Source organism: Methylomonas rhizoryzae (assembly GCF_008632455.1).
GTDB lineage: Bacteria > Pseudomonadota > Gammaproteobacteria > Methylococcales > Methylomonadaceae > Methylomonas > Methylomonas rhizoryzae.
Map to the genome: position 1 here is coordinate 793,327 of NZ_CP043929.1, position 15,493 is coordinate 808,819.

Below are 15,493 nucleotides of genomic sequence, written 5' to 3' on the forward strand. Positions count from 1 at the left end.
TAATAATATTTCAGAATTCGCGCTTGATGCGTACATTCCTCACCGCACCCAGACTATTCGTTAAATTATTCGTAATGTGTCCACATCATGATGATCTTAATCGCCTGCTCGTTTTCCAAAACCTCATATACGAGCCGATGCTGTTTGTTGATACGCCGGGAAATCGCACCTTTTAGATCGCCTTTTAAAAACTCAAATTCAGGTGGATACGCATAAGGATCCTGAGCAATTAAGTCTAAAAGCGCCTGAGTTTTATTTTGTAAATTAGAGGCTTTGATTAATTTAGCGTCTTTTTTAGCGCGCTGGGTAAAGTAAAGCTTGTACATTACCAATCCAAACGATCCGAACACTCGTCCAAAGGCGTATTCAAACCATCGATAATCGCTTGCTTGATTTTCGGGTCTTTAGACAAATAATCGCTGTCGCTCTCGGTATTGAGGGTGTTTTTAAGAAATAGCACGAAATCCAGGACTTCTTTCTGGGAAGTCAACGGCAGTGTGTTGATTTCTTGATGAATTTTTTCTTGCAGGGTATTCATTTTTTAATCTCCGTTTGTCGTTTGGTAGCGAACTAATTTAGTTTGATAGTTCATTCCACTCGTTGCGTATTGTCAGAAACTCGGAATTGATCTCTTCGTCGCTACGCTGTCCGGCCGGCAGACTGTGAAGAAAAGCGGCCAAGGCTTCGTTGGCTGCGGGTTGCGGCAGTGAATTCGGTTTGGACTCCAGAAATTCGACGAAACGTAAAACCTCCAACGCCTTGGCGGGCGGCAGGGCTTTGACGTGTTGGTAGATGGTGTCGGCGATGGTCATTTAACTTGTTCTCCAGGAATCTTAATTTAAAAAAGTCCAAAAACTTGCAAAGTCTGATGTTTTAACGTTCTTCAATATCAATTTTTTTGTTTACGCAAACGATTTCATTTTGCTCATTCAATGAATAAACGAAAGAATGAACTCTGCGCCCAACGAAATCATCGTGATGCTCGCCATATGCGCCTTTTTCTCCGGCAATAATCCAGACCGGAGCCAAGTTTTCTTTATCAAGTAAATCTAGCAATGCTGTTCTGTCGATCAGTGCCGTAGTCGGTCCTTCTTCATGTACCGATGGATCTTTGAACAAAGTTTGGCCTTTCTCGTCTGCAAAACATAGCGTGCTTCCATTAATTAGCCTTAAACCAAGCTTTTGTATTAGCCACGGCGCAGGCAAATAAGTATTGATCGTCCCTTCAATCGAGTAATCATATCCGCCACGTTCCGCAGTATATTCGGCATATGTTGGTAGCGCTTTGTACCGAAAGCCATAGTCTCGATCAATGGCTTTCCAGTCATCGTCTAATTCGTATGACGGATACCAAGGGTATTCACCGATAAATGAACCATAAAATTCGCCGACTTTCGGAAATGCATCAGGATCAATCATGTTATGTGTAGAAATCGCATTTATGAATTGGTTTTTATGCTGTTTTTTGACGACTAAACACCAGCATCTGCACCATGAGTCGATACGCGAGTCCAAATCATACGAGGTGCTGTAATGCTTAAAACTTTTCATAACCAACCAGCGCTGTTCCGAAGCTGGATCGGTTACATCCAGCAACGATGCACTATTCAATTGATCGGATTCGTTTTGTAGCCACAGTTTTTGCTCTTGCTTATTCAATAAGCGCAGTTTAAGTGTTTGCGGAGACCACCAGGCATGGGGATGATTTTCCCAATTGTCGTCTTTGGTTTTGCTAATAAGCAATGAAGGATCGATATTTCGTTTGTATATTTGCCAAGGACCTTCATATCGGCCAGCGTCATCGCTATAACCGGAGTCATAAATTAAATTGTCCGCTATACGGGCCAATAATTCATACAATGCTAGCCATTGGTATTTTTTACCAATACGTTCCATTTGTTTATGGTGTCTGCCCCGGCCGGAACCAATTCTGCCATCGAATTCGCCGAATAAGTCATAGGTCCACCCGTAATCGTGAGCCCGTTTGGTTACCCATCGCTGGGCTAAAATATCGTCAAAATGTTCCGGTCGATTATTTGAATATCGATTCAGAATTTGCCTTATTCCTTGTCGGCATCCAGACCAATATTGATATTTATATTTGTCATCGAGTAAGTTAATAAATATTTTCTCAAGCTCTTCGAATCTAGCGTCGTTTTGCTTCCTTTGTTCCAACTTCTTATTATCGTAAGCGACAATTTCAATTTTGACTTCAGTATCGGAGGCTTGGCTTTTTGATTTTTGACTTTCTGAATTTAGCTCCGAACTATTGCAGTCGATACAGAATTTCAGAATGTCATTAAATGCCGAAAGTTGATCAGAATTTGCATGATCGGCTAGCATTGAACGGAAGGCTTCAAAATTTTCGTACGGTGTTAATGCTTTATCTACGCCCAACGGTGTTACTGTCCAATGATGAACGGAGGGCTTAATAATATATTTGGCAAAATCGCCAAGCCACTCGCTACTTGCCGACCTAACAATATCATCCTTGTATTTGTCGCCATATTTCGCTAAATCCTTTTCGTCGACAAATTCAATCGGCCAATCACTTTGATACGGTGGCCTGACTTTTTCAATTTCTATTTGTTCAAGCAATAACTCGCAGTGCAATGCGTATTCGATGATACCCCTGGCATAGTCGCGCAGAAGCAAATGGGCTGGCGGCTTACCATCGGCAAAAATCCATTGGTAAACAAAAAGAGCAAGTTCGGCAAGATTTTTCTGGGTTTGTGCTTGTAATGCAGCGCCATAGCAGGCGGCCAATAATCTCTCCAAAATGTAAATGTCATCGACTTGCTGGAAACGTTCCAACAAGCTAAGTGCTAACGGCAAACGCGGCGCTAACAATGCAGACAATCCTTTAGTGGCTCTATCTCGAACGGTGCGATAGGAAGTCGAAAATAGCCAAGTCAGCATAGTTGCCGCCAATTCAGCGCGTATCGGGTCTATTTCCTCAAAACCCGATTCCACTGTCCAGGAAAGCAGGGTATCAAGTGGTGAACCATTCTCTAGGTCAAGATTAGCGATAGCAATAGACCATTTCGCATCGCGCTCAGGCATCGTCAAAGGGGCCAATTTATCGTGCAAGTAATTGGCATTGAAGCGGTTGTTAGGCTCGGTACTGACAGCAACAAGTGTTTCCAGCCAGGGATTGCGATAATTTTGTGATAAATCAATCACTAATTCACGGGTTCTATCGGTAAAAAAATCCTGTCGGCGCAATAACAAACTGTTCAAAAATGCTTCATTAATTGTCCATTTGTATGATCCGTTGGCTGATGGAAATATATCGAGCAATTCGCAATCTCTCGTTTCCGGTAGTAAAACCGATAATGCTTGGATAATACCGGCAACCCTGTAAACATCTTTACGAGAAAGAAAATTATGTAGCGGAGTCCCTGCCTCCAACGGTTGAACGCTATTATTCGAAGAAAGCTGCTCATTTAACAAATGCGTCGCTATTTGAAAATCGCTGAAACGCTCGAACGTGAAACGTGCTTGTTCTTCTAACTGATTATTTTCGATATAAACAGGCTCAATCGTTAAAATTCCCTCATGTTCGAATTGGCTCAACAAGCTGCGGTCATGTTGGCCCGTAGATGCATATATCGAATCAAAACAAGCGATAGTTGTTTCAATTGACAGGTAGGAAGATTGATTGGATAGTAGTTTCGCAGTAAATGCCTTTAACGCCCGCGCAATAATGTTCTGCCTTTTATCCAGCCCCATCCGCAATTCAATTTGGTTGGCTAATGATTTTAGATAAAAATCGAAATATTCCGTTAAACCTTGTATTCCTCGTGGAAAACAGTTAAGCCCTTGTCGTTCCAAACTGTCGCACAAGGTTTTAAGGAAAAGCGGGTTGTTAAATTCTGGCAATAAATGCGGAATACTGGGCCGGAAAATTTTGCGCTTGGCCAGATAAGTTCTGGCTGCGTACCCGCCTCCGTCGGCAAAACCGTGATGTTCTATCTGCTTCAAGCTATCGCGCAGAAGAGAATCAGCAGGCAAAACAAATGGCAGGTAAGTTGTGCGGCATGAAACGATAAGGGCAAGATGAGGGTAGCGTTTAACTTCCTCGATTAACAGTGCCAGGTATTGAGGCCAAATTTCTACACCGAAACGTTCGTTTAATGCGTCGATTATCAGCAATGCTCTCACGCCTGCAGCTTGTCCCGCCGCATCCAACGCTCCGAGAAAGGTTGAAAATGAGATATGCCTTAAATCCAACTGCTCAAGAATTTGCGTACGAGGGTCTTGTAAGAAAAACTGACTGTTGATCAAAAAAATAGCCGGGTAACCTTTTTTGATTGCATCATTGGCAATATCAGCCAACAGATGAGATTTGCCAGTTCCCGCTTCGCCGTAAAGAAGCACAGCCTGTTCATTTGCCAGTATCCAAGTATCTGAACTGAGTTTTTCGCTTATTTCTTCAAGTGTTTGTCCGAACGTATCTACATCATTTAATGCGCTGCTAATTTTATCTATCTCTGATTTGTCTTTTTCCTCTGACCGAATATGCCATAAATGAGCTTGACATTGATTGACAATGATTTGGATTGGTTGAATTTGACTGCACCATTCGGCGGTAGGATAAGACTTTGTTACAGGAAAGCTTTGATTTAGTAGGTCGATTAGTTTCGCGCTTTGGTTTAATAACGCCTGTAAATCAGTTTCCGGTATATTTTTCTGTTTAAAGTCATTGCATCGCTTTATTAACGACTTAATGAAATACTCGCGTTGCTCCTCAAGCCAAGGTGATCGACTAATGCCTAAAAATACCTGCCGTATTGGTAACGATATATGAAATTGAGGCGTATATCGGGAACCTAACGAATTACTGGCAGCGTTGATGTGCCGAGAAAACCAAACAGGAGTAAAGCGAAGTTCATCAAAGAAAAAGCACATCCTCCCGGCGTAAAACGGATCATTGCGATGCAAGCGCTCGCGAATATCGGTAGCTTGCCAAAGTATAATTTCGATATTGCGATCTTCGCTTAACTCAGAGAGACGAGTCGTTTTCCAATCTATCCAACGTTGCCCTTCTGTTTTATTTTTTCCGGTTCGCCCATCTTTAAGATCTATTGGTAGGCAGACAATGTAACGCGTCAGTTTGGGATGCTTCTCGATAGCTTGTCTAAATGACTCTGTAAGCTGTGTTATTTGACCGGATTCGAACTTATCGAAAAACTTCGCTTGCCAACCTGTTTCCGTTCCGTCAGCGTGACGCACATAGCATTCAACCCCTGCATCTGAACCATGGCCTTTACGAAGAAACTCATCGCCTACTACTCTTGGTTCAAGAGATGCAAGCTGGCAACATAACTCTTCAAAGCCATAGTGTTGGCTACCATTCAATGAACGAATTTTTAGCAGGTCGGTGTTAGTCATCGTCGTCGACATCTCGATGGCGCACATCGTTCCCCAATCCCTCTGCCGGCGCATGCGCCCAGCGGTTGCGGATGGTTTGGGCTTCTTTCAGCCAGTTTCGCGCGTCCCGGTTAAAGCCGCCTTGGTTGGCTATCTCGTACCAGTTTTGGTTGGCTATTCGCAATAAAGCCGCTAAGTCGAGCCGCTCCAATGTATGCGAGGGTAATAATGAAGCTGCGAAGGTTTTTTGCTGGTAGGTTAATTTGTCCAGTACCAGCGATTTCCACCAGTCGGAATCCAGCGCCGGCAATGTGGCTGACAATAGTTTGAGCAGTTGTTGCTTGAGCAGGCCGAGGATTTCCATATTTGATTGTCCGATTCCGGCTGACGGAAGGGTTGGTTAGTTGGTCATTTAGGTGTTTTAGCTAATTTTCCGGGCAAAGTCACGTGGCAATCAGTGCGTGACAGCCAAGGTCTTGATTTGCTCAACGGCGCTGGGTTACCCGTTCATATCTGGCGTATCGGTTGGGGTAGCAGGTGCTTAAACTGTTTAACTTGAATGTCGCCGGGCTACATTCGATTTCAGCCTGCCGGGATCGAAGCCTGGGGGCAGCCAGGTGGCCGGTTTTGCCTACAGTTCTCAACTGCCGGAATGGCTGAATGGTTACGACTTTTCTTGATAAAACCAGGCCGTAGAGCCAGCGCAAGTTTGCCGATGACAGGCAGAAAGAGGGCTACCCCTTGTCCGGCTTCATGCCGATTTGCCGAATGTCGTGTTCCATTAACAAGAAAAGCGCCGGAAGCGTTTGCCACTCTGCCTCAGTTCAAGCTCAATTCCGCCCTAAGCCGTTCCGCCATCAAGTCGACGAACGAACGGATTTTGGCCGAGGAATGGCGGCCCTCGCGGTGCAGGATATGCACCGGAACCGGCGGACTTTCGTAGTCGCCCAGTACGATTTTCAATAGGCCGCTACGTAACGCTTCGGCAATCTGATAGTTCAGCAGGCGGGTAATGCCCAGTCCCGCCTTGGCGGCAACGGCGGCCGAGTCGTTGTCGCTGACGCTCAACATCGGTTGTACTTTGACGGTTTGCTGCCGGCCGTCCTGTTGAAAGCGCAGTTCGTTGTTCGGATTCAGGCCGCGGGCCAGAATGATGCGGTGTCGGCTTAAATCGTCCGGGGATTGCGGGATGCCGTGCTCGGCCAGATAATCCGGCGCGGCGCACAGTACCCGCCTGACCGACCCGACCCGCAGTGCCCGGTAGGTCGAATCGGGCAACTCGGCGATGCGTATCGCCACATCCACGCCTTCTTCCAGCATGTTGACCACCCGGTCGACGAACAAGGCATTGACTTCCACCGCCGGATAACGGCGCAAATAGTCGATGATGCCTGGCATGATGAACAAGCGGCCGAACAATACCGAGGCGGTTACCGTCAGTTGGCCGCGCGGTTCGGCGTTGATGCCCAGCGCCGCGTCGTCGGCTTCGTCGGCCAGGGCGATGATGCGTTTGGCGTCTTCGTAATACTTCTGGCCGGCTTCGGTCATCCGCACGTAGCGGGTGGTGCGATTCAATAGCTTAACCCCCAAACGCTCCTCCAATGCCGCCACCGCCCGCGTTACGGCGGGCGGCGACATCTGCAACTTGCGCGCGCCGCCGGCAAAGCCCTCGGCTTCGACCACGGCCACATACACACTCATTAAATGCAATCTATCCATCTTGAATTCCACTTACCGGAATAGTTAATTGATAATTTTAGTTATTCTTTAATTGATCGCAATAGAGCACACTGTACCCGCCTGTTGAATTTCAGCCGGGCCAATGACAAATCCTTTATTTCATTTTTGGAGAACATCGATGAGCCGTATTAGCAGCGTCAGCAACGAAACCGCCAATGTCGAACAACGCGCATTGTTCGAAGCCATCCAGGGCCGGCTGGGCATGGTGCCGAACTTTCTGCGGGTATTCGCCCACTCGCCGGATGCTCTGAAAGCCTTTCTCGGCTTGCATCACATCGCCGAGCACGGCTCGTTGGACGCCGGCACCCGCGAACGTATCGCGCTGGCGTTGGCGCAGCAGAACCAGTGCGAATATTGCCTGTCCGCTCATACCGCCATCGGCCGCAAAGCCGGTTTGAATGGCGCGGAAATAGAAGCCAACCGCGCCGGTACCAGCCAGGACGCCAAGGCGGCGGTTGCGGTCAAATTCGCCCGCGCCCTGGTCGAACATAAAGGCGAGGTGACTAATGCCGAGTTGCAAGCCATGCGCGACACCGGCTTTAGCGAATCGGACATCGTCGAGGTGATTACCCACGTCGGCATGAACATTCTGACCAACCTATTGGGCAAAGCCAGTCGGGTCGACATCGATTTTCCGAAAGTGGGGTTAAAACAAGCCGCTTAAGCCCTAACCGGGCGAGACGCAGGGAGGGCGTTTGGCCCGGTGTATTGCGTTGAATGGAATTAGGTATTGCAAATTATGACTATTCAGCACGGTTAAGGCCTGTGCCGGAGTAGTCGTCAACCTCTCAACCCCGTCCGGAGACGCCCGCATGGCCCGTGCATTTGCCAAGATCAGCTTTACACCCAACGTCCAAGCGGTACAAACCGAACGGGGCAGCCGCTCGGCCTATCGCGCCGCCGAGCTGGGCGAGACCGAAACGGTGGCGCTAAGCGAATTTGAACAAGCTTTCATCGCCGAGCGCGACAGCTTTTATCTCGCTACCGTGAGCCAAACCGGTTGGCCTTATGTGCAACACCGCGGCGGGCCGACGGGATTTTTGAAAGTATTGGACGAGCAAACGATAGGTTACGCCGATTTCAGCGGCAACCGTCAATACCTGTCGGTCGGCAACTTACGCGGCGACGACCGGGTCAGTTTGCTGCTGATGGACTATCCCGGCCGGCAGCGCTTGAAAATTTGGGGAAGGGCGCGGGTGGTGAACGAACGAGACGCGCCGGATTTGCTGACAAGACTGGAATTACCCGACTTTCGCGCCCCGGTCGAGCGCGGCATCGTCATCCGGGTCGAAGCTTACGACTGGAATTGTCCGAAATACATTACGCCGCGTTACAGCCAACGCGAGGTCGAAGCGCTATTGGTTCAGGCCCGTCAGCAACAACCGGTGGCCGACACAACGCATGTGCCGGCCGCTCCGGGCAACGGTCCATTGCCTTTGAGCGTGAGCGGCATTCGCCAATTAACGCCCAGCATTCGCGCTTACGAATTGCGCCATGCCGACGGCGCGCCATTGCCCGCTTTCCGGGCCGGAGCGCATCTGCGCGTGCCGATTGCGCTACCCGACGGTACGCTCACCAACCGGGCCTATTCGCTGACCGACGGCGCTAACGATCCGGATTGCTACCGTATCGCAGTGCTGCGGCTGGATGACGGCGACGGCGGATCCTGCGCCGTGCACGCCGGCTGGCAACTCGGCACCCGAATCAACGTCGAGGTGCCGGAAAACTATTTTCCGCTACACGACGACGGACGTCCGGCGCTGTTGATTGCCGGCGGCATCGGTATCACCCCCATCAAGGCCATGGCCGAAACCTTGGCCGCGCGCGGCACAGAATTTCAACTGCATTACAGCGGCCGCACGCCGCAGCAGATGGCGTTCGTCAATGACTTGCAACGGCAGTTTTCCGAGCGATGCCGGTTTTATTTCAGTCAGGCGCAAATCCCGACCCGGTTGGACATACCAGGTTTGCTGGGTAAGGCATCCACCGACACCGTCATTTATGTCTGCGGCCCGACTCGCCTGATCGAAAGTGTGCGCCAAGCCGCCCGCCGGCTCGGAATCGCCGACGAACGGGTGCAATTTGAAAGTTTCATTTAACTGAAGGAGTTCAGCATGATCACTCTGTATGACATGTCGCTATCCGGCAATTGCCACAAAGTTCGCTTACTACTGAGTTTGCTGGCTTTGCCCTATCAAATCCAAGCCGTGGATTTACGCGGCGGCGAGCAGCGCGGCCCAGGCCATTTGCAACGCAACCCGTTCGGGCAAGTGCCGGTGTTGGACGACGACGGCCTTATCATCCGCGACAGTCAGGCCATTTTGGTGTATCTGGCCAAGCGTTACGGCGGGGAATCGTGGTGGTCGGACGATGCTTACTCGTTGGCGCAGATCGCCGCCTGGTTATCGACCGCCGCCAACGAAATTGCCAACGGTCCCGCCAAACTGCGGGTACACCATAAATTCGGTAGTCCTATCGATACGGCGGCGGCCGGGCAAACCGCCGACAAGGTGCTGGGCATTATCGACCGCCATCTGCAAAGCCGCGATTGGCTGGTCGGCGATTCGGTATCCATCGCCGACATCGCCGTCTACCCCTATTTGGCATTGGCGCCGGAAGGCGGTTTGGACATAGCCGCTTATCCCAACATCCTTGCCTGGTTTCAACGCCTATGCGCCTTGCCCGGATACGTGGCCATGCCGGGCATGTGGCAAGCCTAAATCATCCAATCGTTTAGCATGGAGAAAGCAGATGACTCAAGAAGTCAAAGCCCCCGTCCCACCCTTTACCGCCGAAACCGCCGCGCAAAAAGTGCGGATGGCCGAAGATGCTTGGAACTCGCGCGATCCGGACCGCGTTGTCCTGGTCTACACGGAAGACACGTTGTGGCGCAACCGCGCCGAGTTTCCGCAGGGACGCGAGCAAGTCCGCCAGTTTTTGCAACGCAAATGGGCCAAGGAACTGGATTACCGTTTGATCAAGGAATTGTGGGCGTTTACCGACCACCGCATTGCCGTGCGTTTTGCCTACGAATGGCATGACGATTCCGGCCAGTGGTACCGCAGTTACGGCAACGAGAACTGGGAATTCAACCCGCAAGGCTTCATGCAGCGCCGTTTTGCCAGTATCAACGATTTGTCGATCAAGGCAGAGCAGCGCTTGTTTCACTGGCCGTTGGGTCGGCGGCCCGACGAGCATGCCGGCTTGAGCGATTTGGGTTTGTAACCCGGTTTCGGCGCCTGTATGGAAATCCGGCACTGGTTGTGCCCGGTGCTGGTGCCGTTCTGAAACACAACATTGCCGATCATTGACAAGGCGGTGATCGCGCAGTCGCCACCTTCAAGTGTGCGCAAATCGATCGCGGCATAGTTTGAACAATCGGGTTGGGCGGATAGAGCTTGCGAAGGCTCGCTCGCTGATTTTATCCCTCCGTCGCCCTCTCGCTTCGGCGACAGCGGCGCACGGAGTGCGAATGCCTGGATGGCATGAGTCAGCAGGCGCCCAGGATGCCGCTTAGCTCACTCGGCACATCCATGTGCCTCGCCCTTCGGGTGCGATGCACGCAAATCGGCTATCCTGCCGATTTGTCCTGCGGTGCTCGACGCGGCATAACGGGAGAACCCCCCCGCCGTGAAAATCAAAACCGTCTAATATTTGCGAGGTTTTGTAGGGCGCATTAGCGATAGCGTAATGCGTCGAATCCTTGAAATCCCCCATGCGGCGCAATACGGCTGCGCCTATTGACGCCCTACGATTGCGCCTTACGGCCTTGAGTGCTAGCGAAGCGCGGACAACGCGGGCCATGTTGTTTACTGCATACCACGAGACTTGATTGACGTCATGCGGGCGCAGGGATATATTTCTTGTATATAGCATTTCGGAGTCACCCATGGCGACCAGTACCGTATTTACCAACAACCGCAGTCAGGCCGTGCGCCTACCCGCCGACATGCGCTTTCCCGACAGCGTCAAAAAGGTTGAGGTTCGTGCCGTCGGGCAGGAGCGCATCATTGCCCCGGCGGGCGCGGCCTGGGACAGTTTTTTTCTCGATGGCCCGAGCGTCAGCGACGATTTTCTAAACGAACGGCCTAGCCAGCAGCAAGGCGAGCGCGAGAGCTTTTAAGCGCATGCTGAAATATCTGCTCGACACCAACATCGTCATCTATGTGATTAAGCGGCGACCGATCGAGGTATTGGCAACCTTCAACCGGCATCACGGCCGCATGGCGATTTCAGCCGTGACCTTGGCCGAATTGATCCACGGCGCCGAAAAAAGCCAATTCCCCGAAAGAAATCTCGCCACGGTAGAAGATTTTTGCAGCCGTTTGCAGGTATTGCCTTACAACGACAGCGCCGCGCTGCATTACGGCGGCATACGCGCCGCGTTGGAGAAAATCGGCCAGCCGATTGGTGTAAACGACCTGCATATCGCCGCTCATGCTCGCAGCCAGGGTTTGATACTGGTCAGCAACAACTTGCGGGAGTTCGAGCGCGTGCCGGGGTTGTTGATGGAGAATTGGTTGGGGTGATTTTTTCTGGGTAGGGTGTGCTGAGCGGTAGCGAAGCGCATCAATTGCGAACGATGCGGTGCACGTTGTTTACCGTTGCCTCCGGGACTGTTTCTAAGCAAGCAGTATGTATAATACACACCATGAATAGCGCGGAATTAATCAAGCAGCTGCAAAACGATGGCTGGCTATTACGAGGCGTGAAAGGTTCGCATCACGTTTTTACCCATCCATCCAAGCCTGGGCATATTAGCGTACCGCATCCGCGCCAGGACTTGGGTCACGGACTGGTCAACAAACTACTGAAGCAGGCAGGTTTGAAATGAGATACCCGATAGCGATAGAAAGCGGCGACGAAACCCACGCCTACGGTGTCGTGGTGCCCGATTTGCCCGGTTGTTTTTCCGCCGGCGACAGTTTGGACGAAGCGATAGCCAATGCCAAGGACGCCATCGAATTATGGATGGAGACAGTCATCGAAGACGGTCAAGCCATCCCGGAAGCAGCGCCGATTGCCAAGCATCAAGCCGACCCGGAATTTGCCGGCTGGATTTGGGCGGTCGTGGAAGTGGATCTGTCCAAACTGTCAGGCAAAGCCAAGCGGGTCAACATCACGCTGCCGGAACGGGTGCTGGCAGCGATTGACCAAGCCGCCGCGCGATTCGGCGACACCCGTTCCGGATTGCTGGCTAAAGCGGCATTGGAATATGTCGAGCGACATTCGGAAGCTTGATCCAATTCCGTATGTTGTGGGCCGTACGTCCTGAGCTTGTCGAAGGGCGAGCGGCATTTTTCATGGACTAACTGCTCTTTTAAGTTAATTCGTTTTGGTGTCGCTAGCGCGAAGGCTTGTTTAAATGCCGAGACCCGACACATAAAACATCCGTCGCAATAGCGACACCGAATAATCAATAGCCCCCCAATCCCGGATTCCGCTTCGCTTCATCCAGGCTACGCATCAAACCAATAAAACCGCCACCTCATTCATAATGACTCCACAACCGCAAGACCTTAACGTGCTTCTCGCCGCTCAATATTTGGTAAATCAAACGATGCTGAATATTGATGCGCCGGCTAAATCGCCAACCCGTTGTTCATAATACGGCGGGTTCTGAAAGGGATCGTTTTTTGAGACTAACTAAGAGTTGCGAGGTTTTGTCCTTCAATCCCGCCGCCGCGAGTTTACGGGCGTCTTTTTGCGCTTGTTTGCTGTAAATGATTTCCCGGCTCACCAATCGAGTTCCTTGCTGCATTCCTCGGCAGGGAATGCCGGGCTTTCCAAATGATAGTCTTGCGCATGCCGGCGTTTTACGTAAGCGCGCTTGACCGGATTGTTAGAAATAGAGTTGGGGTGGAGCGCATCATCCTCTTTATTGCGTGGCGTATTCCCGGAAATATCTTTGCCGCTTGCGCCTTTATGGGTAAAGCGGTAGAGGACCAAAAGGGTCGGTCAGTCGGATCGATTTTTCGGGCAATCGCCTAAAGCCTTAGAGCATGCCGGTCAATCCGAATGCGGATGCGGCGATCCCGGTAAAAGGCCGATTAGGGCCGGGTCGTGTTCCTTGTCGCCTAAATCGGCGAAATCGATCACTCGGTAATCGGCCGTTTCCGGCGTAGGCCAGGGGGAATCGCCCAAGTGATGCCATTCTATCAAGCGCGTCTGCAAGGCATGGTCGCGGCGCTGGCGCTTGATCAACGCGGGCAATTGCAGTTGCGGCAGCCACAACAGTTCCAGGGTCTCTTGTTCCTCGGCTATGCTGCCGGCGTAACGAATCGCGCTGAACTCGCCGTATCGCTCTTCGCCGACGGCGTGCAACGCGGATAAGTCGGTCGGGGAAATCAGGGTGGCCAGCGTGGTCCAGATCGGCAGTTGGCCAATCGCTTTCAAGTCGCCGGATACGTATTCGATCAGTCGTTTTTGGGCGTGAAACAATTGTTGGTGGTTGATCTCGCCGTAATGGGTGCGGCTCCACACTTCGCTGCTTTCGGCGCATAGATTGTGCGTTTCGATTCGATCGGCGGCGCGGTACAGGCGCCAACGATAGTGCCGGCTGCCGTTTTTGGGGCGCTTGGCGTAGGTATCGCTTAGCGTGGTTTGGTACTCCGCGGCTAGACTGGGTAACGGTTCTTGGATACGCAGTGCGGGCAGCGGTTGGCCCGGCTGGTCGGCGCACGCGCTCAGAAAAAGTAAACAAAGCATGTATAAACCGGCGAGTGTATGAGGCATGGATGGGTTGCGGCTGGCGAGGCGCAGACGGAAAACGGGCGGTAAGGATTCAATCCGCGCTCCTGAAAATGTAGGCTTTTGCAGTAATCAAGGGTTATCGGCCGGGTTTGAACTGGAGAGCGTGCGCCATGACTTGATAAATATAGCTTTGTTCCTGCACGCCGTGGAATAAATACGCCTTAGGGCCGGTGGCGTAGATGGCTACGTCTTCGGCGGCGTGGGTTTCCAGTTCCAAAGGTACCGCCGCTTCCTGTAAGAAATCCGGATGGGCGCTATCCAGGCTGCGCAAATCCGGGCGCTTGCCGGGGCCGCGGTAGCCGGGACCGTTAGCATAACCCAAGGTGGTATAGGGCTGGCCGTTTTTGTCCAACGCGAAATTCTTAGCGCCCGGATGTTTGACTAAACCCAGGATGGGATTGCCGCGTTCCGGGTAGCCGGCGATGGTAAAGGTGTGGCTGTGATCGGCGGTAACGACGATCAAGGTGTCGGCGGCGTCGGTTTTGTTCACCGCTGTGCGTACCGCATTGGATAGTTCTATGGTATCGGTCAAGGCCCGGAATGCGTTGCCGGCGTGGTGGGCCAGGTCGATGCGGCCGGCTTCCACCATCAAAAAATAACCCTTGGGATTTTTGGCCAATAGGTCGATGGCTTTCTCGGTCATTTGGCTTAAGGACGGTTCGCCGCCGCGGTCGCTAGGGCGATCGTATTCGTATTCCATATGCGAGCGTTCGAATAATCCCAGTAAATGCTCGGTGGTTTCCGGGTCTACGGCGTCGAATCCGGCTTTGTCGTAAACGTAGGCCGCTTTGGGATATTGTTTTAGCCACTGCCGGGTTAAATCCAAACCGTCTTTGCGTCCGCCGGTTTTGCCCTCGTCTTCCGGATCGGCTTGGCTGGCCGGGAGAAACATGCTGCGTCCGCCGCCCAGCGCCACTTCCAAACCGTTGCCGTAGCCGAAATTCACCAGTTGCCTGGCAATATCGCCGATGGCGGTATCCGCCGGCAGTTGCGCGTCCGATTCCCAGTCCCGCTCCGAGGTATGGGCGTAGCAGGCGGCCGGCGTGGCATGCGTCAGCCGGGCCGTCGTGACCACCCCGGTCGATAGGCCGTGTTGTTCGGCTTGTTCCAGCAGCGTTTTTACCTGGTAGCGGTTGACGACGTTGAGGTCTTTTTCCTTGCGGTTTACTTCGCTGCTGACCGATAGCACGCCTTCGTTGGTTTTTACCCCGGTGATGATCGCGCTCATGGTTGGCGCGGAATCCGGCGTTTGTTGGTTGGCGCCGTAGGTTTTGGATAAAGCGACATAAGGAAATCGCTCGAATTCCAGTTGATTTTCTTCTCCGCCCCTGTGATTGGGTTTGCCTTGCCCTTCCAGAATGCGCGCGGCGGTGACGGTGGAAATCCCCATGCCGTCGCCGACGAATAAAATGACGTTTTTGGCGAAGCGCTGGTTCGCCGTTAATTGTTCGGCGGCGTGCAGACTGTCTTTGCCGTTTTTTTGCCAAAATTCGGCGGTTTCCAGGGGCGTGCCGGCGGCGGTTTGATTGAGCATCGAGAACAACAGGGCGGTTAACGGTGCGGTGTGGATATTCATTCGAAAAGGAGTGCGGTACATGGTTGAAAGCTTGGCGTGACGGCGGGTGGC

Annotated in this window: 16 protein-coding genes; 8 read left to right on the forward strand and 8 right to left on the reverse strand. The window is 51.8% G+C overall.

Features of this window, described 5'->3' with window-relative positions; genetic code table 11:
* Nucleotides 1-65: 65 nt before the first annotated feature.
* From F1E05_RS03795 to F1E05_RS03820, 6 genes are all read right to left on the reverse strand, one after another.
* Nucleotides 66-326, reverse strand: a complete 261-nt coding sequence (locus F1E05_RS03795) for a Txe/YoeB family addiction module toxin (RefSeq protein ID WP_150046879.1) — start codon at nucleotides 324-326, stop codon at nucleotides 66-68.
* Nucleotides 326-538, reverse strand: a complete 213-nt coding sequence (locus F1E05_RS03800; RefSeq protein WP_150046881.1) for a hypothetical protein — start codon at nucleotides 536-538, stop codon at nucleotides 326-328. Before F1E05_RS03800 ends, F1E05_RS03795 begins: the two co-directional genes overlap by 1 nt.
* A gap of 37 nt (nucleotides 539-575) precedes the next feature.
* Nucleotides 576-812 (reverse strand): DUF2281 domain-containing protein, encoded by a 237-nt coding sequence (locus tag F1E05_RS03805; protein ID WP_150046883.1) that lies wholly within the window; start codon nucleotides 810-812, stop codon nucleotides 576-578.
* Between the two features lie 61 nt (nucleotides 813-873).
* The gene (gene avs2 / locus F1E05_RS03810) at nucleotides 874-5,394 is read right to left on the reverse strand and encodes an AVAST type 2 anti-phage system protein Avs2 (protein WP_190303240.1); all 4,521 of its coding nucleotides are present in this window, start codon (nucleotides 5,392-5,394) and stop codon (nucleotides 874-876) included.
* Nucleotides 5,387-5,737, reverse strand: a complete 351-nt coding sequence (locus tag F1E05_RS03815) for a Swt1 family HEPN domain-containing protein (RefSeq protein WP_150046887.1) — start codon at nucleotides 5,735-5,737, stop codon at nucleotides 5,387-5,389. The genes avs2 and F1E05_RS03815 overlap by 8 nt, the downstream gene beginning before the upstream one ends.
* Nucleotides 5,738-6,192: 455 nt before the next feature.
* The gene (locus tag F1E05_RS03820; RefSeq protein WP_150046889.1) at nucleotides 6,193-7,092 is read right to left on the reverse strand and encodes a LysR family transcriptional regulator; all 900 of its coding nucleotides are present in this window, start codon (nucleotides 7,090-7,092) and stop codon (nucleotides 6,193-6,195) included.
* A gap of 139 nt (nucleotides 7,093-7,231) precedes the next feature.
* Between F1E05_RS03820 and F1E05_RS03825 the strand changes: the two genes are divergently transcribed.
* From F1E05_RS03825 to F1E05_RS03860, 8 genes are all read left to right on the forward strand, one after another.
* Entirely contained in the window at nucleotides 7,232-7,777 is a 546-nt protein-coding gene (locus tag F1E05_RS03825; protein WP_150046891.1) for a carboxymuconolactone decarboxylase family protein, read from the forward strand.
* Between the two features lie 148 nt (nucleotides 7,778-7,925).
* Nucleotides 7,926-9,212 carry a pyridoxamine 5'-phosphate oxidase family protein gene (locus F1E05_RS03830; protein ID WP_150046893.1) on the forward strand — a complete coding sequence of 429 codons (1,287 nt, stop codon included), beginning with the start codon at nucleotides 7,926-7,928 and terminating at the stop codon, nucleotides 9,210-9,212.
* Between the two features lie 15 nt (nucleotides 9,213-9,227).
* Nucleotides 9,228-9,833 carry a glutathione S-transferase family protein gene (locus F1E05_RS03835; protein ID WP_150046895.1) on the forward strand — a complete coding sequence of 202 codons (606 nt, stop codon included), beginning with the start codon at nucleotides 9,228-9,230 and terminating at the stop codon, nucleotides 9,831-9,833.
* Nucleotides 9,834-9,864: 31 nt separating this feature from the next.
* Nucleotides 9,865-10,338 (forward strand): nuclear transport factor 2 family protein, encoded by a 474-nt coding sequence (locus F1E05_RS03840; RefSeq protein WP_150046897.1) that lies wholly within the window; start codon nucleotides 9,865-9,867, stop codon nucleotides 10,336-10,338.
* A 664-nt stretch (nucleotides 10,339-11,002) separates the two neighbouring features.
* A complete protein-coding gene (gene vapB, locus F1E05_RS03845) occupies nucleotides 11,003-11,236 on the forward strand; it encodes a type II toxin-antitoxin system VapB family antitoxin (RefSeq protein WP_150046899.1) in 234 nt (77 codons plus the stop codon).
* A gap of 4 nt (nucleotides 11,237-11,240) precedes the next feature.
* Nucleotides 11,241-11,642 (forward strand): type II toxin-antitoxin system tRNA(fMet)-specific endonuclease VapC, encoded by a 402-nt coding sequence (vapC, locus tag F1E05_RS03850; RefSeq protein WP_150046901.1) that lies wholly within the window; start codon nucleotides 11,241-11,243, stop codon nucleotides 11,640-11,642.
* A gap of 122 nt (nucleotides 11,643-11,764) precedes the next feature.
* Entirely contained in the window at nucleotides 11,765-11,947 is a 183-nt protein-coding gene (locus tag F1E05_RS03855) for a type II toxin-antitoxin system HicA family toxin (protein ID WP_150046903.1), read from the forward strand.
* Complete coding sequence (locus tag F1E05_RS03860; RefSeq protein ID WP_150046905.1) at nucleotides 11,944-12,354, forward strand: type II toxin-antitoxin system HicB family antitoxin; 411 nt, start codon at nucleotides 11,944-11,946, stop codon at nucleotides 12,352-12,354. Before F1E05_RS03855 ends, F1E05_RS03860 begins: the two co-directional genes overlap by 4 nt.
* Nucleotides 12,355-13,122: 768 nt before the next feature.
* On the opposite strand, the gene F1E05_RS03870 is transcribed toward F1E05_RS03860, so the two are convergent.
* Together F1E05_RS03870 and F1E05_RS03875 are read right to left on the reverse strand one after the other, a co-directional pair.
* Complete coding sequence (locus F1E05_RS03870) at nucleotides 13,123-13,821, reverse strand: hypothetical protein (protein WP_150046907.1); 699 nt, start codon at nucleotides 13,819-13,821, stop codon at nucleotides 13,123-13,125.
* 121 nt (nucleotides 13,822-13,942) lie between these two features.
* On the reverse strand, nucleotides 13,943-15,442 hold the full coding sequence (locus F1E05_RS03875; RefSeq protein ID WP_150046909.1) for an alkaline phosphatase: 1,500 nt from the start codon (nucleotides 15,440-15,442) through the stop codon (nucleotides 13,943-13,945).
* Nucleotides 15,443-15,493: the final 51 nt, after the last annotated feature.

Excerpts from the sequence above, each read along its gene's own strand:
- vapB (WP_150046899.1), top strand. The coding sequence starts at position 11,003 with ATGGCGACCAGTACCGTATTTACCAACAACCGCAGTCAGGCCGTGCGC.
- F1E05_RS03825 (WP_150046891.1), top strand. The coding sequence starts at position 7,232 with ATGAGCCGTATTAGCAGCGTCAGCAACGAAACCGCCAATGTCGAACAA.
- F1E05_RS03840 (WP_150046897.1), top strand. The coding sequence starts at position 9,865 with ATGACTCAAGAAGTCAAAGCCCCCGTCCCACCCTTTACCGCCGAAACC.
- F1E05_RS03835 (WP_150046895.1), top strand. The coding sequence starts at position 9,228 with ATGATCACTCTGTATGACATGTCGCTATCCGGCAATTGCCACAAAGTT.
- F1E05_RS03815 (WP_150046887.1), bottom strand. The coding sequence starts at position 5,737 with ATGGAAATCCTCGGCCTGCTCAAGCAACAACTGCTCAAACTATTGTCA.
- F1E05_RS03855 (WP_150046903.1), top strand. The coding sequence starts at position 11,765 with ATGAATAGCGCGGAATTAATCAAGCAGCTGCAAAACGATGGCTGGCTA.
- F1E05_RS03795 (WP_150046879.1), bottom strand. The coding sequence starts at position 326 with ATGTACAAGCTTTACTTTACCCAGCGCGCTAAAAAAGACGCTAAATTA.
- F1E05_RS03860 (WP_150046905.1), top strand. The coding sequence starts at position 11,944 with ATGAGATACCCGATAGCGATAGAAAGCGGCGACGAAACCCACGCCTAC.
- avs2 (WP_190303240.1), bottom strand. The coding sequence starts at position 5,394 with ATGACTAACACCGACCTGCTAAAAATTCGTTCATTGAATGGTAGCCAA.
- F1E05_RS03870 (WP_150046907.1), bottom strand. The coding sequence starts at position 13,821 with ATGCTTTGTTTACTTTTTCTGAGCGCGTGCGCCGACCAGCCGGGCCAA.
- F1E05_RS03800 (WP_150046881.1), bottom strand. The coding sequence starts at position 538 with ATGAATACCCTGCAAGAAAAAATTCATCAAGAAATCAACACACTGCCG.
- F1E05_RS03805 (WP_150046883.1), bottom strand. The coding sequence starts at position 812 with ATGACCATCGCCGACACCATCTACCAACACGTCAAAGCCCTGCCGCCC.
- F1E05_RS03875 (WP_150046909.1), bottom strand. The coding sequence starts at position 15,442 with ATGAATATCCACACCGCACCGTTAACCGCCCTGTTGTTCTCGATGCTC.
- F1E05_RS03820 (WP_150046889.1), bottom strand. The coding sequence starts at position 7,092 with ATGGATAGATTGCATTTAATGAGTGTGTATGTGGCCGTGGTCGAAGCC.
- F1E05_RS03830 (WP_150046893.1), top strand. The coding sequence starts at position 7,926 with ATGGCCCGTGCATTTGCCAAGATCAGCTTTACACCCAACGTCCAAGCG.
- vapC (WP_150046901.1), top strand. The coding sequence starts at position 11,241 with ATGCTGAAATATCTGCTCGACACCAACATCGTCATCTATGTGATTAAG.